The sequence below is a fragment of the Roseococcus sp. YIM B11640 genome (assembly GCF_049727625.1).
Lineage (GTDB): Bacteria > Pseudomonadota > Alphaproteobacteria > Acetobacterales > Acetobacteraceae > Roseococcus.
Genome location: NZ_JBBJOZ010000004.1, coordinates 154,011 through 176,822, shown reverse-complemented (window position 1 = coordinate 176,822; position 22,812 = coordinate 154,011). Strand labels below are relative to the sequence as shown.

The window sequence follows — 22,812 nt, the reverse complement described above, 5'->3', positions numbered from 1 at the left end:
GCGAGCTGGCCCCGGATTCTCGCAGAAGAGCGGGCGGGGCGCCGTTATTTCGGCGCCAGCACCATGATCATCTGCCGGTTCTCGAGCCGCGGCATCTGCTCGACCTTCACAAGCTCTGTGAGCTCGTTCCGAATCCGCTCCAGCAATTTAACGCCGAGTTCCTGATGGGCCATTTCGCGGCCACGGAAACGCAAAGTGACCTTCACCTTGTCACCCTCACCAATGAAGCTCTTAGCCTGCTTCATCTTCACTTCATAATCGTGGTCATCAATATTGGGACGAACTTTGATTTCCTTAATCTCAACGACTTTCTGCTTCTTCCGAGCCTCATTAGCCTTCTTCTGCTGCTCGTACTTGAATTTGCCATAGTCGGTGATTTTGCAAACAGGCGGAACCGCATTCGGGCTGATCTCGAGCAGATCGAGGCCAGCCTGATACGCCTTGTACAGCGCGTCACGGATACTCAGGACGCCGAGCATTTCGCCGGACTCGTCAATAAGCCTCACCTGCGGAACGCGAATCTCCTCGTTCACGCGCGGCCCCTCACGCGACGGGGGCGAAGGGGGCATTGGACCTCGTGCTATTGTCGTCTCCTATCTCAGTTCCGGCGAAATATTGGTGTGGTCATGCGTTTATGGAACGGGCCGAGTCAAGCTGCAACCGCATCCTTGAGATCGGGTGGAGTGGCCTCTCGCGCAAGAAGGGCGATCGCCTCCTCCAGCGGCAGGAGTTCCTGCTCCCGGCCGGGCAGCCGGCGCAACATAACCTGGCCAAGTTCTGCCTCACGGCGCCCCAGCACAGCTAATATCGGCACCCTCGCGTCGATATGATCCACGACCTTCCGATTGATCTTCTCGTTCCGGAGGTCGACCGCCACCCGGAGCCCCGCCTTCCTCAGCGCCTCCGCGGTTGCCTGTGCCTGAGGGATGGCATCATCGACGATGGTCGCCACAACAACCTGAACTGGCGCCAGCCAGAGCGGGAAGCGACCCGCATACTGCTCGATGAGGATGCCCAGGAACCGCTCGAAGCTGCCCAGGATCGCCCGGTGCAGCATGACGGGCCGCTTTCGCGTCCCATCCTCCGCCACGTACAGGGCGTCCAACCGCTCCGGGAGCACGAAGTCCACCTGGAGCGTGCCGCATTGCCAGTCACGGCCGATCGCGTCGCGCAATACGAATTCGAGCTTGGGGCCGTAGAATGCCCCCTCGCCGGGGTTGAGCTCATATACGACACCCGCGATACGGCACGCCTCCTTGAGGGCGCCCTCTGCCCTGTCCCAGGTGGCGTCGTCGCCGGCACGCACCTCCGGCCGATCGCTGAATTTGACGCGAAAATCCGAAAACCCCAGGTCGCGATAGATGCTCGAGAGCAGCGCAACGAAGCGCACGGTCTCGTCGGCGATCTGGTGCTCCTCGCAAAAAATATGTGCATCGTCCTGAGTGAACGCCCGCACCCGCATGATCCCGTGCAGCGCCCCGGATGGCTCGAAGCGATGACAGGCGCCGAACTCGGCCATGCGCAGCGGAAGCTCGCGATAGCTGCGAATGCCCTGGTTGAAGATCTGCACATGGCAGGGGCAGTTCATGGGCTTCAGGGCATAGACTCGGTCCGCCTCATCCTTGTCCTCGACCTTCGCCAGGAACATGGCGTGCCGGAACTTCTCCCAGTGACCCGACGCCTCCCAAAGGCGGCGATCCACCAGTTGCGGCGTCTTCACCTCTTGGTAGTCGGCATTGTCCAACCGGCGGCGCATATAGTCTTCGACTGTTCGATAGAGCTTCCAGCCCTTGGGATGCCAGAAGATGCTGCCGGTGGCCTCTTCCTGGATGTGGAAGAGCTCCATTTCCTTGCCGATACGGCGATGGTCGCGCTTCTCGGCCTCCTCCACCATATGGAGATATGCATCCAGCTCCTTCTGATCGCGCCAGGCCGTGCCGTAGATCCGCGACAACACGGGATTCTCCGGCTTACCGCGCCAGTACGCGCCCGCGACCTTCGTTAGCTTGAACGCAGTTCCGATATCGGCCGTGCTGCGCATGTGAGGGCCACGGCAGAGATCGACCCAGTCACCCTGAGAATAAAGGCTGATCGTCTCGCTTGCCGGCAAATCCCGGATCAGCTCAACTTTGAATCGCTCCCCCTTCTTCGTGAAAAGATCGATGGCCTCTTCACGGCTGACCACGCTGCGCTTGAACGCGGCGGCGCGACCGATGATCTCGCGCATCTTGGCCTCGATGGCGCCGAAGTCCTCCGGCGTGAAGGGCTCGTTGCGATGAAAGTCGTAGTAGAAGCCGTTCTCGATTGACGGACCGATAGTGACCTGCGTCCCGGGAAACAACTCCTGGACGGCTTCGGCCAGCACATGCGCGGCATCATGGCGGATGAGCTCCAGCGCCTCGGGGTCCTTCCGGGTCACGAAACGCAACGCGGCATCGGAGCCGATGGACTCCGAAAGATCCATCAGCCTACCGTCAACGCTCATGGCCAGAGCGGCCTTCGCGAGCCCCGGCCCGATCGACGCGGCCACGTCCGTGCCGGTCACCGCGCCGTCGAACTGGCGGATGGATCCGTCGGGAAGGGTAATAGCGGGCATAAGGCTCTCTAAATGGCGTGACGTTGCAGTGAACGGCGGACCATGAGGAGGCCGCCCCCAGCGGTCAAGGGGCGCCGCATTGCACGCGGACATGGCTCACGGCACAATCCGGCATGGCCCCCCTGCCCGAGCTACGCTCCGCGATCTTCCTTGACTTCGACAACGTGGTGTCCGGCCTGCGCGAGGGCGCGGGCCCTGATGTTGCGCTTCGCTTCGCGCAACAGCCGGAGGCATGGCTGGACCGGCTCTTGCAGGACCGTCCGAGGCGCGCCCTTATCCGTCGTTGCTACCTCAATCCGGCAGGCGTCCTCGATGATGAAGAGGGATCACGCTTTCGCTACGCGGAGTTCCGTTGGGCTTTTATGGCTGCCGGCTTCGAGGTGATCGACTGTCCGCGGCTGACCCGCTTGAAGAATGCTGCGGACCTCCGGATCGCCCTGGATGCCATGGAGGCCATGCTTTCGAGCCCGGGCCTCGATGAATTTACTCTGCTTTCGACGGATTCCGATTTCGTGCCGCTCCTGCTCCGGCTCCGTGCCGCCGATCGTCGCACGCGGCTGGTAGCCCATCCGGAGGTCGGCCGCATTGTCCGCGCGGCATCGGACGAAGTGATTGGGCTGGATACCCTGGCCAGCTGGCTAGGCTGGGTGCCAGCGCCGCAGCCTGGCGCTTCCTTTGGGGCCGAGGGTCGAGCAGACGTGCTAGGCGTGGTGCGAGACATCATGTCCGAAGCCCAAGACCCGGTGCATGTCCCACATCTCGGCCAGGTGGTACGGAACCGCACAGGGCAGACATTGCGCGGTAGCGACTTCGCCGGATACGGCTCACTCGACGGGCTACTGACCGCGGCGGGCGGCTTCATTCGCCGTGACGGTCCGGGCGGTGGCCATGTGCTGCGGCCTGAGTGGGCCGATCAATCCCCGAGTGCCTGAAGGACCTCATCGACGGAGAGTTCTCCAATCGGAATATGCCGTAAGAAACGGGCATGGGCTCCACGCGGGGCACAAAGCTTTGGATCGCTCTCCCCGCCGAAGATTGCGAGCGTCGGACATCCTGCCGCAGCGGCCAGATGTGTTGGCCCGCTGTCGTTGCCGATCGCCCAACGCGCCCTGCGGGCAATGGCCCCAAGCTGAAGCAGGCTTGTCCGCCCGGTCAGATCGATCGCGCGGGGGGACCGGGCCTGAATCTGCTCCGCGAGCGTCTTCTCGGAAGATACCCCGCAGATAACAGCAGGGAGGGGAATCCGCGCGGCCAATTCACCGAAGCGCTCAGCCGGCCACCGCTTGCCTGGTCGCAACGGCGATGCCCCCGGCAGGATTAGCGCGAATTCTGCCGGCAAATTCAGGCTCTGGAGATCGGCATCGAGCCAGGCGAGGTCAGGCTCGGGAAAGGAAGTGATTCCGGCCGCCCGCAGTTGGCCTTCCTGCCGTTCGACCGTGTGCAACTGATCGCGTAACGGATCGGCATCGGGATGAGAGGCCCCCCGCGCGATGCCGGACCACTCGGCTCCGGCCCCCACAAAGAACCGGTAACGGGAAGAACGTCGCGACGTCTGCAGATCGTAGACGCGCGCGAACGCCGCGTGCCGCAACCGCCTTGCCAATCCCCAAAGACCCCGCGGATCCAGCCATGAAGGTCTGCCGTCCGACCAGACGTGGTCGAACCAGGGGCTCGCCTTTGCCAAGCCAGCAAAGGGCGGCGTTGTCAGCAGAGTGATTTCGGCTGCAGGGTGATGCGCCCGTATTGCCGCAAATGGCCGAAATGCCTGCACAAAATCACCGAGTGCAGCCAACTTGATAACCAGGATCCGCTCGGGCGCCCTAGTCATAGCAATTCCCGATAGACGGCCACCGTGGCGGCCTGCATGGCCTGCATCGTCGGAACCTGCCGCCGCGCGGCCTCTCCGATCTCGCGGCGTCGCTCCGGTGAAAGAGCCAGAACCTCCGAAATAGCCGCAGCGAGTTCGTCGGGATGGTCCGGGGGCACAAGCCAGCCGGTGATGCCCTCCTGCACCGTCTCGCGCGGACCGCCGAGATTCGCCGCGATCACCGGGCGGGCCATGGCCTGCGCCTCGATGACCGTTCGTCCGAAAGCCTCGGGCTCGATGCTGGTGTGAATCACCACATCGGCCGCCAGCATCGCCGCCGGCACGTCGACGACGTGGCCGGCGAAAACCACCCGGTCGGCAACACCTAGGTGCACGGCCAAAGCCTGCAACTCGGCGGCATAGGCCTCACGGCCCTTCAAGTCGCCGGCCAGCACGGCAGTGACGCCAGGCAACCTCGGCAGCGCCTTAAGAAGTACGGCATGCCCCTTCCACCTGGTCATCCGTGCGGGAAGGAGGACAACGGGCTGCTGCCCGATCGCCCAGCCACTTCTCAGAGCGGTCACACGCTCCAACGACACCAGGGCCGGATCGAAGCGCCGCGGATCGACGCCCCGAAGGATCACGCGGATGGCCCGCTCGCCATAGATCCGGCGGATATGGGCGGCGATGTGCTGGCTGATCGCGATCACGCGATCGCCCCGGGCCATCACGGAATTATAGAGCCGCTTGCCGGGCCAGCCCTCGCCATAGGTTCCGTGATAGGTCGTGACAAATCGCACGCCGGCACGCCGGGCCGCGAACCAGGCCGACCACGCCGGCGCCCGCGACCGCGCATGAACGATCCGAACCCCCTCATCCTCGATGATCCGACGCAGCCTCCGGGCATTGCGCCAGATCCGCCAGGGCGACTTGGATCGAAGCGGCAGGGCGATATGACGGCAGTTCAGCGCCTCCAATTCGGGAACGAGCCGCCCGCCAGCGGACGCCACAATCGATCGAAAGCCCGCGTCCCGTATCGCTTCGGCGATCTCCAAGGTCCCGCGCTCGACCCCGCCGGAATCCAGCTCGGGGAGAACCTGAAGAATGGCAGGTGGCGGTGGCATCGGACGCGTTGCTATCCCCGCCCATGGACGAGGGCAACCTGCCATGCCATGCCGGCGTCATGCAGGAGCGTCAGAACACCCTGGGCGAGAGGCCGCTCGCTTATCGCCAGATTGATGGAACGGGGATAGGTGTCGTCTTTCTCGGCGGCTTTAATAGCGACATGACCGGAAGCAAGGCCAGCTTCCTCGCTGAATGGTGCAGCAAGCGGGGGCGCGCCTATCTGCGGTTCGACTATAGCGGCCACGGAGCCTCGGGCGGACGTTTCGAGGACGGCACCATAGGTTCGTGGCTGGCCGACGCCGAGCTCGCGCTGACACAGCTCACCCAAGGGCCGCAAATTCTGGTCGGCTCGTCCATGGGAGGTTGGATCTCGCTGCTGCTGGCGCTGCGGCATCCGGAAAGAGTTGCGGGGCTCATCGGCCTCGCACCCGCACCCGATTTTACCGAGGAACTAATGTGGGCAAGTTTTCCGCCCGCCATCCGTGAGGAGATCATGGAAAGGGGTCAATGGCTGCGTCCAAGCGCCTATGGCCCTCCCTATCCCATTACTCGTGCGCTGATCGAAGATGGGAGATCGCACCTGCTGCTCGGGGCACCCATCGCGATTCACGCTCCGGTAAGGCTCCTTCATGGTCAAGCGGATCCTGACGTCCCTTGGGAGTACAGCCTCCGTATCGCGGATCGGCTCGAAGGGCGTGATGTAGAAGTCACCCTCGTGAAGGATGGGGATCATCGCCTCTCAACGCCCGAGAACCTGGCACTACTCGGCCGGACCCTGGGTGCGCTCCTCGGCGAGGATGGCACGTAGCCCCTCCCTAAAACTGGGATAGGCCCATTCGAGGCAGAGCTCAGCCTTCGTCATGCGGTTGCTGACGCGGCGATTTTCGCTCCAGAAGCTGCGCCCCATCTCACTCATGCCTTGCCAAGCCTGCTCGAAGGGAATGTCGGGTGGTGGCTCCATACCGAGCAGCCTCGCCGCCTCAAGCGTCACATCGCGTGGCTCGGCCGGCTCATCGTCCACCAGATGGAGGATCCGCCGCCGAGCCCCGAGGCGGGCCATGGCTGACAACACCGCCCGGGCGATGTCATCGCGGTGAATTCGCCCGAAGGCATGATGAGGCCGACGAATGGAGCGTGCCCTGCCGGCGCGCAATTCATCAAACGCACTTCTTCCTGGACCATAGATACCGGCTGTCCGGAAGACGTCGAGTGGCCGCCGGTCAGCTATCGCATTCCACTGTTGCTCGGCCAGAACTCGTCGCCGGCTTCGCTCCTGACCGGGTCGGGTTTCCGTCGCTTCATCCACCCATTTCCCCGCGCGATCACCATAAACGCCCGTGGTCGAGAGATACCCGATCCATCGCAGGTTTCCGGAGCGGATCGAAGCACCATGAACGCTTAGCACAGGGTCGCCATCCTCACCGGGTGGCACGGAGGCCAGAAGGTGCGTCGCGCGCGCGTAGGGAGCGGGATCGTCAAAACTCGCCCACTCAACATTCGGAGGAACTTTCCGCTTATCGTAGTTCCGCGAAGATCCAATAACTTCGATGCCCCTCATGGCCGCAAGGCGGGCGATTGCGAAGCCCGAAAAGCCAAGGCCAGCGATCAATAGGGTTACGTTCTCCCGCATCGGATCCCCTGCATTTCTCACGTCCGATCCACCGACGCCAAGCCGAGCACGTCCGCGGAATTGGGTTGACCGATTCCGGAGAACCTTCCTAGAACAAATCTGACGTTTCCGGTTTGTTCGCTCCATCTGTGGGGAATCGAACCTCCCGGATTTGGGAGAAGGTTGACGGCGATGCTCACGCGCAAACAGCATGAATTGCTTATGTTCATAAATCAACACCTTGAACAAACAGGATTTTCACCATCCTTCGACGAAATGAAGGCGGCGCTCGACTTGAAGTCGAAATCCGGCATTCATCGCCTTATTACTGCGCTCGAGGATCGTGGATTTTTGCGCCGCCGCGCCCACCGGGCCCGTGCCTTGGAAGTGGTGAGGCTACCGGGCAGCATCGTACCGCCGCGTCAGGATCATGAGGCCGATGAAGCCGCTACGCGGAATGTCGTTCAGGCCCGCTTTGGACGCGTGCCAAAAGCAGATAAGCCGAATTCGATCAGTTTGCCCCTATTCGGCCGCATCGCCGCTGGCAGTCCGATCGAGGCGTTGCGCGACCAAGGGCAAACTGTCGATGTCCCCATGCATATGCTTGCTGGGGGCGAACACTACGCCCTTGAAGTGGCCGGCGATTCCATGATTGAGGCAGGTATTCTGGATGGCGACACGGTTGTTATCCGTCGCGGCGATGCGGCGGAGAATGGGGATATCGTGGTGGCCCTGGTGGACTCGAACGAAGTCACCCTGAAGAGGCTGCGTCGGCGGGGCAATTCCGTCGCGCTCGAGCCCGCAAACCGAAACCATGAAATACGCATTTTTGGTCCGGACCGCGTCCAGGTGCAGGGGCGACTGGTAGGCCTGCTTCGATCGTATTGATGGGGCGGTATTACGACCTTGCGGTTAGGCCGATCCAGTCCTCTTCAGCCAGACCGCGAAGCAGAGCGGTAAGATCCGTCTGCACCTTGGAAAAGCCGTGGCTTTTTTGAATCCGTTGCTCGTCCATATAGAGCGGCCGAGCAATCTCCATTTGAATCACATGCACGCCCTCTCGGGGGCGGCCGTAATGGCGAGTGATGTACCCGCCCGCATACGGGTCGTTCCGACGCACGCGATATCCGGCTCGCTGAAGGCCAAGTTCAAAATATCGCGTGACGCGCGGCGCGCAGGTCGTCCCGTGCACGTCACCCAGCACGAAATCAGGAGGATCCAGGGCTTGAGCGGGATGGGCCGGCATGGAATGGCAGTCCACGAGCAGGCAGAACCCGAAGTTTGCTTTCGTTTCGGCTATCAGGGACGAAAGCGCGGCATGATACGGCTCCCAGCAGGACCGAACGCGGCGCTCCGCCTCCCAAAAGGACAGCCGGTGCCTATAGATGGCCTCACCCGTCGCGACAACGCGCGCAATGGTTCCGAGGCCCGCCCCGACGCGGGGGCTCGCGCTGTTCACCCAGCTGGGGAGCGGGGTGTCGAACATCCCGGGGTCGAGTTCCCAGGGCTCGCGATTGGCATCGCACCAAGCGCGCGGGAACCGCGCAGCCAGGAGTGGGGCGCCGAATCTCGGCGCTGCTGAGAAAAGCTCGTCGACGAAAGCGTCCTCGCTCCGACGGATCGAAACTGAATCGAGGCGCGTGGACGCAAGGAATTCGCCCGGATAGTCCCGGCCGGAGTGCGGCGAAGCGAAGACAAGCGGCAGGGTCTGCCGCGGCGGGCGGATCAGATCATAAGGGATCGAGTGTGTAGCTTGGTCATCCATGAACGATGTGAGTAGGCCATGGCCCGCGCCCAATGTCACTCCGCCGCTGCATTCGGTAGGTGGCCCAGGCCGGACTCGTATTTCGCCTGCGTCTCGGCAGGTAGGTACCGGGCCTCCAATGCACGGATCTGTCCGAAACCCGCAAAATCATGCAGGTTCCCGAGGGCGTGTCGGCGAAAGCGCTCATCCATTCTTAGTTCAGCCAACGGTCCCTCCGACCGGAGTTCCGCAGCTAGATCAGCCATCGCCATGATCGACTGACGGAGCAATGCACCGGGAAGTATGCACAGTCTTATGCCAAGATCAGACATCTGCTCGGCGGAAAGGCGAGGAGAAATGCCGGTCATATTGTAAAATATCGGCCCTTGGACCTCCGTGGTGATCCGTCGAACTTCTTCGACACTGGCTGGCCCTTCGACAAAGGCGAGATCAGCGCCTGCATTCAGAAATGCGTTAGCGCGCCAGATGGCCTCCTCCAGCGAACCTCCATGGGCACCCCGGGCATCGGTGCGAGCGATCAAAACAAAGCTCGGATCCAAAGCTTTTCGCGTCTCGCTAGCAGCATGAACCTTCGCTACCGCTTCGGCTCGCCCAATCACCTCACGTCCAGCGACATGCCCACAGCGTTTGGGGGCGACCTGATCTTCCAAATGAATTCCGGCCACCCCAGCGCGGATGAACTCCTCGACACAGCGGATCGTATTAATGGCGTTGCCATGCCCGGTGTCGGCATCGGCGATGACCGGTACCCGAACTGCCGATGCAATCGCCTTCGCGTTTGAGGCCATTTCCGTGAGCGTAGCTAGCCCTGCGTCGGGGAGGCCCAGCATTCCGAGAGAAGTACCGTAACCCGACATATAAACGGCCTCAAAGCCAGCATTCTCGAGGATACGGGCCGAAAGCGCATTGTAGCAGCCAGGCACAATCAGGGGGCGATGCTTCGCTATTAGAGCCCGCAATCTTTCGCCAGGGCGACCGGCTTCTGCTTGACCGAGCCGCATCCCTTATCCTCCTTCGACGCTTCCGCCTTCTCGGGCTTCATGCGAGCCTAGCTTCAATCACAAGGAGGACACACCATGGCCGACGGATCAAGTGAGGCACTAGGCCCTACGGGAGCTGAGCTAGCAGAACTGGCCAACGCGCTGTCCGACCTATTACGGTTGCGAACCCTTCCATTCGGCATGAAACTTTTCCGCGACGCTGCCAGCATGGCGGCCGTACCGGGGCTCCGCTATCCGCCTAAGGGCAAGCGCTTCTCGACCTGCCAGCTGGTTACCCAGTCACGGCTTGCGGGGTTTACCTTGGCAATCACCCACGAAAATGTTCCCGAGTTCAGCAATTGTGGCGGCGTTATCGGTTTGAACGAACCTTCCGACCTCTATCTCTCTGGCCGTAAGATGGACGGCGTATGGTTCGAGAATCGGGAAGCCGCGGCAGCCCACCAAGCCCAAATGCCTCGCGTGACACCTGAGTATCACGGTCTGGTGGTTTCGCCCTTACGCAGTGGGCGGCTCGACCCTCCGGATGTCTGCCTTTTCTATGGAAATCCGGCGCAGATGATCCTGTTTATCAACGGCTTGCAATGGCGCAACTACAGGCGCTACGACTTTTCCATTACGGGAGAGAGTGCCTGCGCGGATAGCTGGGGCCGGGCTCTACGCGACCGAACGGTTTGTCTCTCGCTGCCCTGCTACGCGGAGCGCCGATATGGCGGCGTAGCGGACGACGAGATGCTAATGGCTTGCCCGCCCGCCGATTTCCTGCGGGCTGTCGAGGGGCTGCGCGGCCTTTCGAAGGCCGGGCTGCGGTACCCCATTATGCCATATGGCCCGCAAGCCGACCCGGCGGCTGGAATGGAGAAGAGCTACGCCGGCAAGGCGTAGCTCTGGCGCGCCCTGGTGGATTCGAACCACCGGCCTGAAGCTTAGAAGGCTCCTGCTCTATCCAACTGAGCTAAGGGCGCGAACTCCGTCAGTGAGTCCAGTTCTCCCCTCGATTTGTACGGAAATTATCCGCATAGACCTTGGGCTTAATGGGCTTGGAACTTGGCGGAATCTCCAGGTCAAAGGAAATCCCACGAGCCTTGGCGTAGGCTATGGCCGCTTCAGCCGTCGGGAACCGAAGCCGAAGTTGGTTGCGCGTTTGGCCCGACCCGGGCCAACCGGTCAGCGGATCGATCCGCAGCCTCTCGGAGGGCGAATATTCCAATACCCACTCGTGCGTATTAGCTCGACCTGACTGCATCGCCGAACGAGGCGGGCGATGAATGCGGGCTTGGGATTTCAATGCACTCATTCAGCAAACTCCAAAACGGCTTACGCCCGCTGCTCTCACTAGGACGTGACCCAGGGCTTCGGCAAGACAGGCATATCGCAGATGATCGTGCTGCCCGCCGTCAACGATGCTTCGGTCTGCCGCTCCGGACCGGCCACACCAGAAGGGCTGCGGCGGTGGTTGGTTGTCCCCAGGCCAGGGCAACACCGCTCTAGATTTGAAGGAGCCCATCGCGACCTGCTGTTGATGGTGCCACTCGATCTCAGGATCGACGTTCTTCTAGACCATATTGGTGCCAGACATCACGGAAGCGCGTTGAGGATCGCCTTTGTCGCCTCCAGGGTTCCCGCACTACCGCCGATATCTGCTGTCCGCAGGCCTTCCCGGAAAGCCTTGTCCACAGCACCGCGGACTTCTTCCGCAGCGTCTGACAGCTTTTGGCCCGCGCCACGCGTCGCTAGCCAGTCCAACATCATCGCGGCCGATAGGATTGTTGCGGTGGGGTTCGCCTTTCCCTGTCCGGCGATGTCCGGGGCGGTACCATGGCTCGGCTGGAACACGCCATGCTCTTCGCCGAGATCGGCAGAGGGGGCGAAACCCATGCCGCCAATCAGGCCGGCCGCGAGGTCCGAGAGGATATCGCCGAACATGTTTTCGGTCGGCAGGATATCAAAGTCCCAAGGTCGTCGAATGAGGTCCAGGGCCATCGCGTCCACATAAGCCGCATCATGCTTTACATCCGGGTAGGCGCCGGCGACCTCACCGAAAACTTCCCGCAGCCAGGCAAACGCGCGAAAGACGTTCGCCTTGTCCACCAGCGTGACTCGCCCAGGCCGCGCCAGGCGGGCAGAACGCTCGCGCGCAAGATCAAAAGACATCCGGGCCAAACGCAACGATGTCGGACGCGTCATCCGCAGCGTCTCTTCGGCCAAGTCGCGCGTAACCACGCCGCGATCCTTGGAATAGAACAGCCCCTCAGTACTCTCGCGCAAGATCACAAAGTCGATCGTCGCCGCACGTGAATCTCCCAACGGCGACGGAACACCCGGAATGGCACGAATTGGCCGTACGCCTCCGAACAGATCAAGCCGTTGGCGAAGAGTGATCTGGGGCGCAAGCTCCGTTCCATCGGCATGTCGAATTCCGGGCCAGCCCATGGCACCCAGCAGGATCGCGTCTGCGGATCGAGAACGCTCGAAGGTTTCATCGGAGAGATCTGTCCCGGTCTCGCGATAGGCGAAGGCGCCGGCTCGGAGCGATGTCAGACTCAAACCCAGGCTATGGCGCATATCGACTCGCCGCAGCACCTCGAGTGCTGCGGCAGTCACCTCGGGTCCGATGCCGTCGCCGGGGAGCACGGCTATGTCGATACTGTTCATCGGCTTGCGTTTCCTGATTTTCTTCCGTCAAGCTATCGCGCGATAGGGAAGGCACAAAGCCATCCCCGGGAGGAATGCATGTCAATCACGCGCCGGGGCATCCTCGCTTCGCCCGCTTTGCTGCCGCTGGCTGCAGCGGCCCAGCATGCATGGCCTGATCGACCGGTACGCATCATCGTGCCCTTCCCGCCCGGCCAGGCAGCGGACATCTTCACGCGACTGGTCGCTGACCAGTTATCTCAACGGTGGCCGCAAAGGGTGGTGGTGGAGAATCGCGGCGGTGGGGCAGGCGCGCCAGCCTTGGAAGCAGGTGCGAGGGCCGCGCCCGATGGCTATACACTGACCGCCGGCACTTCAGGCACGCTGGGCGTCAATCCATCTGTTCTGCCACGCCTGCCTTACGATGCCGAACGGGACTTTGCCGCGATCAGCAATGTGGCAATGGTGCCGCTCCTTCTCGTGGTGCATCCCGACTTCCCCCCTCGGACCATTCAAGGATTGGCGGCATCCGTCCGCGCCAGGCCAGGCGAGATCAACATCGCGTCCGCCGGCCCTGCGACAAGTCAGCATCTCGCCATCGAGCTTCTGCAGATGCGGACCGGCCTGCGCTTCAATATCGTTCACTATAGAGGCTCAGGGCCGGCTATGGCCGATCTCGTCGCGGGGACCGTGCCGCTCATGATGGACAGCGTCGCGAGTTCCCTGCCTCAAATCCAGGCGGGCCGTATCAAGCCGCTCGCAGTCGCTCAGGGTCGGCGCCTGCCGCAGCTTCCTGACGTGCCGACCATCGCGGAAACGCTCTCGCCCGGCTACGAGGCAGCTGGCTGGACCGGCCTGGTCGCGCCCGCCGCGACCCCGGTGGATATCGTGCGGCGGGTATCTGCTGACGTGCAGGAAATACTTCGGGACCGCGCGATGGAAGACCGAATCCTGTTGATGGGCGCCATCGCCGATCCCGGAACGCCGGAGCAGTTCGCCAGCTTTATCCGCAGCGAAATTGCAAAATGGCGGGAAGTCGCCCAGGCGGCGAACGTCCGCCTGGAGGGGTAGGCTTACTTCCGCTGGATGAGCTCGATCTTGTAGCCATCCGGATCTTCAATGAAAGCGATGAGCGTCGTACCAAACTTCACCGGCCCGGGCTCACGCGTGATCTTCACCCCTTCGCTGCGCATCTTTTCGCAAGTGGCGTAGATGTCGGGAACGCCGATCGCCAAATGGCCGAAGGCGCCGCCCATATCATACGCGTCAACGCCGTAATTATATGTCAACTCGAGAACGGTTTCCGTGCTTTCATCGCCGTATCCCAGGAAAACAAGGGTATACTTGCCATCAGGCACATCGTTTCGACGCAGCTCCTTCATACCGAGATGAGTCGAATAGAAATTTACGCTGCGATCAATGTTACCGACCCGCAGCATCGTGTGCAGATATCGAAAGCTACCGCTCATTAAACGCCTCCTCCGTGCTGATGTAAAAAATCAAGGCCCAAATTTCGCTGGGTCCACAGCAATAAGAAAGAGCCCGGCTTGGTGTGCGGCATCAAGCATGGCTTGACGTTCGGTCAGAATGGTTCGACCGGCTTCGACAGCTATCCCACGCAATCCTGCCTGCGCCGCCTCCGTTACCGTGATAGGGCCAACGACCGGCGCATCTACCCTCATCTCCTGACCAGTCTTGGCGAGTTTCACCAGGACACCACCGGGTCCGTCGCGGCGGAGTTCGCCAGCACGTGCCAGCAGCGCATCGGTCCCCTCCACCGCCTCAATTCCCAGTACCATCCCTTGCTGGACGACGACCGCCTGCCCGATATCCATCGCGGCTAGGGACTGGAGTACCTGAATTCCTCGCGCGATATCGCTGCGCGCCGTCGTGTCGGGCTCTGGACCAGACAGCAGCCCCGGCTCTGAGAAACTCTCCTGCAGCAAAGATTGAGGAGATACGACTTCGAACCCCTCGTCACCCAGGACTTGAACGACAGCGCGGAATAGCGCGTCATCGCCGGAGAAGATCGCGACACCAACCCGGGCCATTGCCTTCGCCATCCAGGCGTCCGGCACCAGCGACAACATCGATGGCCGCTTCACCTTGCCCGCGAGCGCTACATGGGTAACGCTCTCAGACCTCAGCAGATGAATGATCGCGCCTCCAGCTCCGATGCGTTCCACCGCGTGAGGATAGGCCGCGAAGCCAGCCGGATCGCAGAAGCCTTTAAGGCAAACAACAAAAATCTTGTGACCGGCTCGGGCTGCGGCCTCGGCGACCCGGCCCGGGAAGGGCCCACCACCGGCGACCAAGCCGAGCTTCACGCGTCGTCGTCCTCGCCGTTCGGTTCCATACTCATACGGCCGGGACGAATGAGCTCGCGCCTCCGGTCGCTGGCCCGCATAAAGGTGAGAACCTCCGTGACCAGTTCGTCACCGGCAAATCGTTCCTCCGCGAGGGTGAGCCGCTCCGCGAATGTGCCCGGATCTCGGAAAAGCAGCCTGTAGGCAGCGCGAAGCGCGTGGAGATTCTCTCTCGAGAAGCCCCGGCGACGAAGTCCTACAACGTTAAGGCCCACCAAGCGAGCGGGAAGGCCAAAAACATTGCCGAATGGCGGAACGTCGTTCGTGACACCCGCGAGCCCACCCACCATCGCCTGGCGGCCAACACGGACCATTTGGTGGACGGCGGATCCACCGCCCAGGAAGCACTGATCCCCGAGCTGAACATGCCCGCCCAGCATCACATTGTTGGCAAGAATGACCCTGTCGCCAACCCGGCAATCGTGGCCGACATGGCTACACGCCATCAGGAGGCAATCCGCCCCCACGCGGGTCATGCCTGAACCACCGACGCTGCCGCGATGAACGGTCACGTGCTCACGCAAGTAAGTCCGCGGCCCGACCTCCACGCCGGTCGGCTCGCCTTGGTACTTCAGATCCTGCGGAGGCAAGCCGATGGACGCGTACGCCGAGAGCCGGCTTTCGGCCCCGATCCGCGTTATGCCCTCGATCACCACATGCGAGACGAGTTCGACCCCCTCTTCGAGCACCACCGAAGGTCCGATTACGCAGAATGGTCCGATCCGGCAGCCCGATCCGATTTGGGCTCCGGGCTCAATGACGGCGGACGGGTGTATCGTTGCAGTTCCGGCAATTCGGTCCACGTTACTCACCTGTCCCGAATCATCGCTGCATAGGTGGCCTCGGCTACGACCTGGCCATCAACCTTCGCCTGAGCGGCGAACTTCCAGACGTTCGTACGTCTCTGCAGCTTGGTCACATGGACGTGTATCTGGTCTCCCGGCACGACGGGGCGGCGGAACTTCGCGCCCTCGACCGACATAAAATAGACCAGCTTGCCCTGCGCACCTTCACCCAGCGTCGCAACGACCAATACCGCGGCGGTCTGAGCCATACTCTCGACGATGAGCACACCGGGCATGACCGGCTCACTCGGGAAATGGCCCTGAAAGAAACTCTCGTTGATCGTGACGTTCTTCACGCCGGTCGCGGAGTGATCGAGCACCATGTCGATGACGCGGTCGATCAAAAGGAACGGATACCGGTGCGGAATGGCGCCCATGATCTGGGCGATCCCATAAGTGTCCATCACAGCCTTGGGTGGTGATGCCTGATCCATGGCTTTCACTCCGCCTCACGCTTCTTGACGAGCCGAGACTCAGCCGTCAGCTTTTTTAACACTTGCAAGCTCCTGAAGGCTTCGCGAGCGGGCAACGCGGGCGTTCCGAAAACCTCCATTCCCGGAGGGACGTCTGATATCACGCCGGCTTGGGCCGCAATCCGCGCCTTGCTACCGACGGAAATGTGGCCGGTAAAGCCCGCCTGACCGCCAGCAGTGACAAAATCCCCCAGGATCGTCGACCCAGAAATACCCACCTGGGAAACGAGAATGCACCCGCGCCCCGTCCGCACATTATGCCCTATCTGGACGAGGTTATCGAGACGCGTCCCGGAACCAAGTACGGTATTGCCCAGGGCGCCGCGGTCGACGCAGCTATTCGCCCCAATCTCGACGCCCTCACCCAATTCTACCAGGCCCAGTTGGGGCGAGGTTTCGAACTTCCCCGTCGGAGTCGGAACGAACCCGAACCCCGCTTGGCCCACCCGTGCCCCAGGATGAAGAATAACACCTGCAGCACATATGGCGTGAGAGATCGATGCATGCGCATGGAGGACGCAGCCATCCCCCAGAACGACTCCGCGCCCCACCATCGCAAAAGGCCCGATGCGGCAGCGTTCTCCAAGAACGACCCCGGGCGATATCACGGCAAACGGCCCGATCTCGCAATCCGCCCCGATCACCGCGTCGTCGGCGACGACCGCGCTCGGGTGCACCGAATTAGTTGCCGCTTCCTCGGGATGAAAGCGGAGTGCCAAGCGCGCAAACGCCAGCGCCGCCAGCGGTGCAACCACAGCTATCGCGGATTCAGGCACCAGCGGCTGCATCCGGTCGGATACGATGACCGCGCCCGCCCGGGTCGCGCGGAGAGCGCTCGCGTATCGCGGAGACTCGCAGAAACTCACTTCATCTTTTGTGGCGGCGTCCAGCGACGACACGCCGACGAATTCCCGATCGAGCTCCCGAGCAGCTGAGCCGCCCGTGATGCTGAGAATCTCGGAGAGTGCTAGCGGCCCCGCATACTCGAAGAATCGGGTGTCAGCCGACATGCGGGGCCTTTCGCGTCGAGACTACTGATCAGTTACGGCGCGGCGCCTGCGCGGGGGATGCCGCCGCCGGAGCAGGCGCGCCCCCGCGCGGCGTCGTCGGCGCACCGGCCGCAGCTGGCGGCGTCGGTGGCTGGGATCCATCGCTCTCGGCCGGAATGTTCACCTGCCGCAACGTGCGATTGAATTGCTGCGACACTTCTTCCGTCAGGTCGAAGGCGGGCTCGTTCATGATGACGAGGGGGCGCGGAAGCACGATGTTGACGTTGCGGCTGTTCGCCACCTGCCGGACAACAAGAGCCAGTGCCTCCTCGATCTGCACGAGCGACTGCTGCGCCGCCTGTTCAATCGCCTGGCTTCGGTTGCGGAAAATCCGCTGGCTATCCGTGATCCGGTCCTGCAGTTCACGCTCCCGCGTCCGAATCTGCTCTGGATTCATCTGGGACCGCTGCGTCGCCAGGGCCTGTTGGGCATCGCGCCAGCTGTTCTGCTCGCGCTGCAAATCATCGTTGAGGCGGGTGCGCCTGCGCTCGATTTCCTCGCGGACCTGATTGAAAGCGGCAGACACCCGCTGAACCTCGGGCACGTCGACGATGCCGATGACTGCTGCCGGCGGCGGCTGCCCTGGAGGCAGGGCAGGCGGACGCTGTGCTTGACCAGGCCGCTGCTGCGGAGCCGGGGCCTGCTGCGGCGGGCGCTGCTGCTGACTTTGCGCGGGCGGCCGCTGACCGCCCCCCTGCCCCTGACCCGGGACAAACCATTCCTGGCCTTGCCGCTGCTGAGCGAAAGCCAAGCCGGGCGCGATGCCCAGCAAAAGGGCCATCGAAAGTCGAAACGATATCATGGCGTCTACCTGTCCCTGCGCTCAGAAGCGCGTACCGAAGCCGAAGCGGAAAACCTGCGTCTCGTCGTAGTTCTGCTTCACGACAGCGCGGGCCACGTCGATGTTGATAAGACCGAACGGGCTTCTCCAGGAAATACCCACGCCGGCGCCCACGCGCGGCGCTGACGTATCACCGATGCCGGGGCCAGACACGGTCTGCCACAATGCGCCGACATCGACGAAAGCTCGGCCAATCAGACCGATCTCAGACGGGACGGGCAACGGAAAGCGCATTTCCGTGGTCTGGGTCCACATCAGGCGGCCACCGAGCGCATCCCGGGTGTTCAGATCGCGCGGACCAGCGCCCGCCAAGGCAAAGCCTCGAAGATTTTCGCCGCCAAGGAAGAAGCGGTCCACGATGCGGTCTGGCTTGTTCGCAAACGAGGAAAGGATGCCCGCGCTGCCGAAAAAGGTCAGCACATAATCGGGGTCGCCGAAGACCCGCTCAAACGGCAGGAACAGCGCCCCATCGAGACGGGCCCGCACATAGGCCACGTCGCCCCCGAGACCCGCAAGATCGGTGCCGAGACGAAGCAGATAACCGCGCCGAGGCTCGATCAGGTTGTCTCGCGTGTCATAGGCCAGGGTCTGGCTGATCTGGCTCAGCAGCGTGCTACCAGCCTGCTCCGTAATGTAGCGAGAGGCGCCAGCCTGGATGTTGTAAACATCGCGGTCAACGAGGCTATAGGACCAGGACTGCCGCAGCCGCTCGTTGAACTCATAACCGGCACGCAACGCGAAGCCAGCGCGGCGCTCACTATATTGAGAGATCGTCTGCAGATTGCGCTGAACGTAGAAAATATCAGCGCCGACCGCGAGGTTGCGATCCAGGAACGACGGATCCGTGAACGAGATGTCGACCTGGCTCCGACGCTGGGCGAGGGTGGTGTTCAACCTGGCATCGATACCGGTACCTGAGAGATTGCGCTCACGAAGACCAAAATCCGCCAGGAAGCCGGCATCCGTGGAATAGCCGCCACCGACGCTCACTTCACCAGTCGCGCGCTCCGTAATTTGCGTGGTGAGAATCGTGCGATCGGGTGCCGAGCCGGGGGAATTCGTGATCTGCACATCGCTGAAGTAGCCGAGATTCCGGATACGCTCGCGCGAGCGCCGCACCTGTGCGGCGTTAAAGGCGTCTCCTTCCGCCACACGGAACTCGCGCCGGATCACCCGATCCTGCGTGCGGGTATTTCCGTTGATGTCGATGCGCTCGATGTAGATTCGGGGCGCCTCGTTGATGGCGAAAGTGATGTTGATGCGCTTGTTTTCGGTGTCACGAACGATGCGCGGCTGAACATCCACGAAGGGAAACCCGCGCAGGTTTGCGGCGTCGGCCAGGGCCTGCGCACTTCGCTCGACAGCATCACCGTCATACCAATCGCCCGAGGATATCTCGAGATAACGGCGGATCTCGTTGACGTTCAGGCTTGGAAATGCGGACGAAATCTCGATCGTCCCGAACGTGTAGCGTGGGCCCTCGTCGATATTATAAGTCAGAAAGAAGCCACTGCGATCGGGCGCCAGCTCTGCGGTCGCGGCACCAATCTGCACATCCGGGTAACCGGTGCGCAGATAGTACCGACGGAGCAACTCCCGGTCGAAATTCAGGCGATCTGGGTCGAACGTGTCGGAGGACGAGAGGATACGATAGAATGCCTCCTCTTTCGTCGAGACCACCTCGCGGAGTCGGGAGTCGCTGTACGCTCGATTGCCCACGAAATTGATGCGCGCGACAAGCGCGGCATCGCCCTCCTGGATCTCGAAGACGATATCGACGCGGTTCTGATCGAGCTCGATCAGCTTCGGCTCCACACGGGCGGCAAAGCGCCCGCGGCGCGCGTAAAGGTCAAGAATGCGCTGCCGGTCAGCTTGTACGAGCTGGGACGTGTAGACAGATCGCGAACGAAGCTGAACCTCGTTCCGCAGCACGTCATCGGAGATGCGGCGGTTGCCTTCGAACGCAACGCGGTTGACCAAGGGATTCTCGACAATGTCGACGATGAGTCGCGATCCGTCGCGCGCGATGCGAACGTCGCGAAACAACCCGGTAGCGAACAAGCTGCGAATTGACCGATCGGCGCGATCGGAATCATAGGCATCCCCGGGCTGCAGCAGCATGTAGCTCCGGATGGTGTCCGCCTCGATCCGCTGGTTCCCGCGAATATCGATCGTTGTCACCACGCCGCCGGGCCCCTCGGAAGCCCGGGACGGCTGAGTCCGCTGGCGCGGCTGTGCCTCAGCCCACTGAGGGGCGAGGGTGGCGAGGCCAGCCAGGGTCAGCAGAAGGGCGCGTAGCGAATTTGCCAAGGAAGAACCCATTTGTTTGCGTCGGGCCGGAGCCGGCCGGACAATAGCCTCGCCGCCGCGGCGCCGCCACCCCGGCTTCCGCCTCTCCTTCAACCGACCAGCCCTGCAACCCATCGGCCAATACCGCCATGGGCGATATCATTCCATGTTGCAAACAGAAATAGGCAGACGAGCAACGCGAATCCGGCACGAAAGCCGAACTCAAGGGCCCGAGGCGGAAGTGGCCGCCCCCTCACAGCTTCAAATGCGTAAAACAGCAGATGTCCGCCATCCAAGAGGGGAATGGGGAAGAGGTTTAGCAGCGCTAGGCTAACAGAAAGAAGTGCCATCAAGTTCACAAGCGGAACAATTCCTAGTGTCGCGGCCTCTCCCGATACTTCCGCGATTCGAATGGGCCCCCCGAGCTCGCGAGCGCTGCGTGTCCCTGTCAGCATTTCGCCGATACCCGCCAGCGTCGCCCAGGTAACCTCGGCCGTTTGGGCCGTGCCTGCCCATAGGGCTGCAACCGGATTCAATCGCTCGAAGTTCGCCTGTCCTCCCTGGACGCCGAGAACGCCAACCGGTTGTGCCTCGGTCCCAGGCCGGACCGCCGGCACGACTCGCAGATCGACCTCCCGTCCCTCGCGTTCGACGCGGACTGCTACTTCTGTTCCCGGCCGCGGTTGAATGTATCGTTGAACCTGATCGAACCGGCTCACCCGTTGTCCATCCAGCGAGACGATGATGTCGCCGGGCAGCATGCCGGCCACCTCTGCAGGCGATCCAGCCGAAACCACTGAGATGGAGGTCAACCCCCGCGGAACGCCGACGGTCGCGTAGAGTCCCGCGAAGAGAACCGCGGCCAGAATAAAATTAGCAACTGGTCCGGCGGCAACTACGATCGCCCTGTCGAGGACGCTCTTATTATGGAATGTCCACCCAGCGCGCTCGTCGACACGCTCAGATTCGGGTGTCTCCTCGTACGGCGCCTGGCCATGCAGTTTCACATAGCCGCCGAGCGGTATCCAGGCGACTCGCCAACGAGTGCCGCGGCGGTCCTCCCAAGAGACGATCGGCCGGCCGAAACCAATGCTGAAAGCATCGACATGGATGCGCCGCCAGCGGGCTGCGAGGTAGTGCCCGAGCTCGTGGAAAAAAATCAGCACACCCAGTACGACCAGGAAAGCCAGCAGGGTCCGCACCGCATCAGGGAGGAAATCGAGCACGAGCAGAGCTCCGTCAGGCGGCGGCGCGGCGCGCGGCTATACGCGAAGCCTCACGCCGGGCCACTAAATCGAGGTCGAGGACAGAGGCAAGATCTGACACGGGCTGACTTCCCATGGAAATCAGAGTTTCCTCCACCACAGAGGCAATGTCGAGGAAACCGAGACTGCGACTTAAGAAGAGGCCGACGGCCACCTCGTTCGCCGCGTTGAGCACACAAGGCGCGCCCCCTTCGGAGTTGAGCGCCTCACGCGCCAATCTCAACGCCGGGAACCGATGTTCGTCCGGTGGTGAAAAATCTAGGCGCCCAAGCTTTGTCAGATCCAAACGCTCCACGTTCGCCGGCATGCGACGCGGCCATGCGAGGCAACTTGCAATGGGCGTCCGCATATCTGGCGTGCCGAGTTGGGCGAGCAACGACCCGTCCGCATATTGAACGAGGCCGTGCACCGCGGACTGCGGATGGACAAGCACCTCAAGCTGCTCGGAACTGACTGGAAACAGCCTGGCTGCTTCGATCAATTCGAGCCCCTTGTTGAACATCGTGGCGCTATCGACGCTGATCTTCGCGCCCATCGACCAAACCGGATGGCGGACAGCCTGTTCCGGCGTTGCCGCGCTCATCTGCGAGATGGACCATTCGCGAAAGGGACCCCCGGAGGCCGTCAGGATGATCTTCTCGATAGCCGCGGGGTCCCGCGCGTCCAGAACCTGAAAGACGGCATTGTGTTCGGAATCGACGGGAAGCAAAGTCGCGCCATTCGCCCGCGCCATGTCCATGACGATTCCGCCGGCGCAAACGAGACTTTCCTTGTTCGCCAAAGCGAGCGTTCCGCCGCGTTGCAGGGCGGCAAGCGTGCTGCGAAGGCCCACGGCGCCGACAATAGCTGCCATGGTCCAGTCCGCCGGCCTAGCCGCCGCCTCAACTACCGCTTCCGCGCCAGCGGCCGTCTCGATGCCGGTTCCCACTAGAGCTGCCCGCAGCTCGGGCAAAGCCCTCTCATCCGCAACCACGGCCAGTCGCGCCCCATGTCGCCGGGCTTGTGCGGCAAGAGTGAGTGCGTCCTTGCCGGCAACAAGAGCCTCCACGAGGAACTCCCCAGGCGCAGCGTCAGCCAACAGCGCAAGGGTACTGCGCCCGACCGACCCGGTGCTCCCCAGTACGGAGACGCTGCGCGGTGAAGATTTCAA

At 62.3% G+C, this 22,812-nt stretch carries 23 protein-coding genes and 1 tRNA gene; 5 read left to right on the top strand and 19 right to left on the bottom strand.

The genetic code is table 11. From position 1 onward, the window contains the following. Window positions 1-44: 44 nt before the first annotated feature. Window positions 45-569: a translation initiation factor IF-3 gene (infC, locus tag WJM96_RS17270; RefSeq protein ID WP_424813774.1), complete on the bottom strand. Its 525-nt coding sequence runs from the start codon at window positions 567-569 to the stop codon at window positions 45-47. An 80-nt stretch (window positions 570-649) separates the two neighbouring features. Next, on the bottom strand, window positions 650-2,596 hold the full coding sequence (gene thrS, locus WJM96_RS17265) for a threonine--tRNA ligase (RefSeq protein WP_424813773.1): 1,947 nt from the start codon (window positions 2,594-2,596) through the stop codon (window positions 650-652). 113 nt (window positions 2,597-2,709) lie between these two features. Here thrS and WJM96_RS17260 point away from each other — a divergent pair, with 113 nt between their 5' ends. After that, window positions 2,710-3,528: an NYN domain-containing protein gene (locus tag WJM96_RS17260; RefSeq protein ID WP_424813772.1), complete on the top strand. Its 819-nt coding sequence runs from the start codon at window positions 2,710-2,712 to the stop codon at window positions 3,526-3,528. On the opposite strand, the gene WJM96_RS17255 is transcribed toward WJM96_RS17260, so the two are convergent. Together WJM96_RS17255 and WJM96_RS17250 are read right to left on the bottom strand one after the other, a co-directional pair. Beyond that, window positions 3,510-4,424, bottom strand: a complete 915-nt coding sequence (locus WJM96_RS17255) for a glycosyltransferase family 9 protein (RefSeq protein WP_424813771.1) — start codon at window positions 4,422-4,424, stop codon at window positions 3,510-3,512. The genes WJM96_RS17260 and WJM96_RS17255 overlap by 19 nt on opposite strands. Next, the gene (locus WJM96_RS17250) at window positions 4,421-5,527 is read right to left on the bottom strand and encodes a glycosyltransferase family 4 protein (RefSeq protein ID WP_424813770.1); all 1,107 of its coding nucleotides are present in this window, start codon (window positions 5,525-5,527) and stop codon (window positions 4,421-4,423) included. The genes WJM96_RS17255 and WJM96_RS17250 overlap by 4 nt, the downstream gene beginning before the upstream one ends. Before the next feature lie 23 nt (window positions 5,528-5,550). On the opposite strand from WJM96_RS17250, the gene WJM96_RS17245 reads away from it, so the two are divergent. Continuing rightward, window positions 5,551-6,336, top strand: a complete 786-nt coding sequence (locus tag WJM96_RS17245; RefSeq protein WP_424813769.1) for an alpha/beta hydrolase — start codon at window positions 5,551-5,553, stop codon at window positions 6,334-6,336. On the opposite strand, the gene WJM96_RS17240 is transcribed toward WJM96_RS17245, so the two are convergent. Beyond that, on the bottom strand, window positions 6,289-7,158 hold the full coding sequence (locus tag WJM96_RS17240; protein ID WP_424813768.1) for an SDR family oxidoreductase: 870 nt from the start codon (window positions 7,156-7,158) through the stop codon (window positions 6,289-6,291). The two genes, WJM96_RS17245 and WJM96_RS17240, sit on opposite strands and share 48 nt — an antisense overlap. A gap of 171 nt (window positions 7,159-7,329) precedes the next feature. Between WJM96_RS17240 and lexA the strand changes: the two genes are divergently transcribed. Continuing rightward, complete coding sequence (gene lexA, locus WJM96_RS17235; RefSeq protein WP_424813767.1) at window positions 7,330-8,025, top strand: transcriptional repressor LexA; 696 nt, start codon at window positions 7,330-7,332, stop codon at window positions 8,023-8,025. Window positions 8,026-8,035: 10 nt separating this feature from the next. Here the strand turns inward: lexA and WJM96_RS17230 are convergent, their stop codons facing one another. Next, window positions 8,036-8,902: an N-formylglutamate amidohydrolase gene (locus tag WJM96_RS17230; protein WP_424813766.1), complete on the bottom strand. Its 867-nt coding sequence runs from the start codon at window positions 8,900-8,902 to the stop codon at window positions 8,036-8,038. A gap of 35 nt (window positions 8,903-8,937) precedes the next feature. Continuing rightward, entirely contained in the window at window positions 8,938-9,903 is a 966-nt protein-coding gene (locus WJM96_RS17225) for an isocitrate lyase/PEP mutase family protein (protein WP_424813765.1), read from the bottom strand. A 75-nt stretch (window positions 9,904-9,978) separates the two neighbouring features. Between WJM96_RS17225 and WJM96_RS17220 the strand changes: the two genes are divergently transcribed. Then, window positions 9,979-10,785, top strand: coding sequence for a DUF169 domain-containing protein (locus tag WJM96_RS17220; protein ID WP_424813764.1), 807 nt, complete (start codon window positions 9,979-9,981; stop codon window positions 10,783-10,785). A gap of 3 nt (window positions 10,786-10,788) precedes the next feature. Here WJM96_RS17220 and WJM96_RS17215 read toward each other — a convergent pair. The 3 genes from WJM96_RS17215 to WJM96_RS17205 all read right to left on the bottom strand — a co-directional run bounded on the left by WJM96_RS17215 (window position 10,789) and on the right by WJM96_RS17205 (window position 12,555). Beyond that, window positions 10,789-10,865, bottom strand: a tRNA-Arg gene (locus tag WJM96_RS17215). An 8-nt stretch (window positions 10,866-10,873) separates the two neighbouring features. Next, the gene (locus tag WJM96_RS17210; protein WP_424813763.1) at window positions 10,874-11,197 is read right to left on the bottom strand and encodes an NADH dehydrogenase ubiquinone Fe-S protein 4; all 324 of its coding nucleotides are present in this window, start codon (window positions 11,195-11,197) and stop codon (window positions 10,874-10,876) included. Window positions 11,198-11,478: 281 nt separating this feature from the next. Beyond that, complete coding sequence (locus tag WJM96_RS17205) at window positions 11,479-12,555, bottom strand: isocitrate/isopropylmalate dehydrogenase family protein (protein ID WP_424813762.1); 1,077 nt, start codon at window positions 12,553-12,555, stop codon at window positions 11,479-11,481. Window positions 12,556-12,633: 78 nt separating this feature from the next. Between WJM96_RS17205 and WJM96_RS17200 the strand changes: the two genes are divergently transcribed. Further along, window positions 12,634-13,605, top strand: a complete 972-nt coding sequence (locus tag WJM96_RS17200; protein ID WP_424813761.1) for a Bug family tripartite tricarboxylate transporter substrate binding protein — start codon at window positions 12,634-12,636, stop codon at window positions 13,603-13,605. Between the two features lie 2 nt (window positions 13,606-13,607). Here WJM96_RS17200 and gloA read toward each other — a convergent pair whose 3' ends face one another. From gloA to dxr, 9 genes are all read right to left on the bottom strand, one after another. Further along, a complete protein-coding gene (gene gloA / locus WJM96_RS17195) occupies window positions 13,608-14,003 on the bottom strand; it encodes a lactoylglutathione lyase (RefSeq protein ID WP_424813760.1) in 396 nt (131 codons plus the stop codon). 30 nt (window positions 14,004-14,033) lie between these two features. Continuing rightward, on the bottom strand, window positions 14,034-14,861 hold the full coding sequence (locus tag WJM96_RS17190; protein WP_424813759.1) for an LpxI family protein: 828 nt from the start codon (window positions 14,859-14,861) through the stop codon (window positions 14,034-14,036). Continuing rightward, the gene (lpxA, locus tag WJM96_RS17185) at window positions 14,858-15,703 is read right to left on the bottom strand and encodes an acyl-ACP--UDP-N-acetylglucosamine O-acyltransferase (RefSeq protein ID WP_424814037.1); all 846 of its coding nucleotides are present in this window, start codon (window positions 15,701-15,703) and stop codon (window positions 14,858-14,860) included. Before lpxA ends, WJM96_RS17190 begins: the two co-directional genes overlap by 4 nt. 5 nt (window positions 15,704-15,708) lie before the next feature. Next, a complete protein-coding gene (fabZ, locus tag WJM96_RS17180) occupies window positions 15,709-16,179 on the bottom strand; it encodes a 3-hydroxyacyl-ACP dehydratase FabZ (protein ID WP_424813758.1) in 471 nt (156 codons plus the stop codon). A 5-nt stretch (window positions 16,180-16,184) separates the two neighbouring features. Beyond that, window positions 16,185-17,228 (bottom strand): UDP-3-O-(3-hydroxymyristoyl)glucosamine N-acyltransferase, encoded by a 1,044-nt coding sequence (lpxD, locus tag WJM96_RS17175; protein WP_424813757.1) that lies wholly within the window; start codon window positions 17,226-17,228, stop codon window positions 16,185-16,187. A gap of 28 nt (window positions 17,229-17,256) precedes the next feature. Then, window positions 17,257-18,048: an OmpH family outer membrane protein gene (locus WJM96_RS17170; protein WP_424813756.1), complete on the bottom strand. Its 792-nt coding sequence runs from the start codon at window positions 18,046-18,048 to the stop codon at window positions 17,257-17,259. Between the two features lie 42 nt (window positions 18,049-18,090). Beyond that, complete coding sequence (bamA, locus tag WJM96_RS17165; RefSeq protein WP_424813755.1) at window positions 18,091-20,289, bottom strand: outer membrane protein assembly factor BamA; 2,199 nt, start codon at window positions 20,287-20,289, stop codon at window positions 18,091-18,093. Between the two features lie 218 nt (window positions 20,290-20,507). Next, complete coding sequence (gene rseP / locus WJM96_RS17160; RefSeq protein ID WP_424813754.1) at window positions 20,508-21,623, bottom strand: RIP metalloprotease RseP; 1,116 nt, start codon at window positions 21,621-21,623, stop codon at window positions 20,508-20,510. A gap of 13 nt (window positions 21,624-21,636) precedes the next feature. Further along, complete coding sequence (gene dxr / locus WJM96_RS17155; protein WP_424813753.1) at window positions 21,637-22,812, bottom strand: 1-deoxy-D-xylulose-5-phosphate reductoisomerase; 1,176 nt, start codon at window positions 22,810-22,812, stop codon at window positions 21,637-21,639.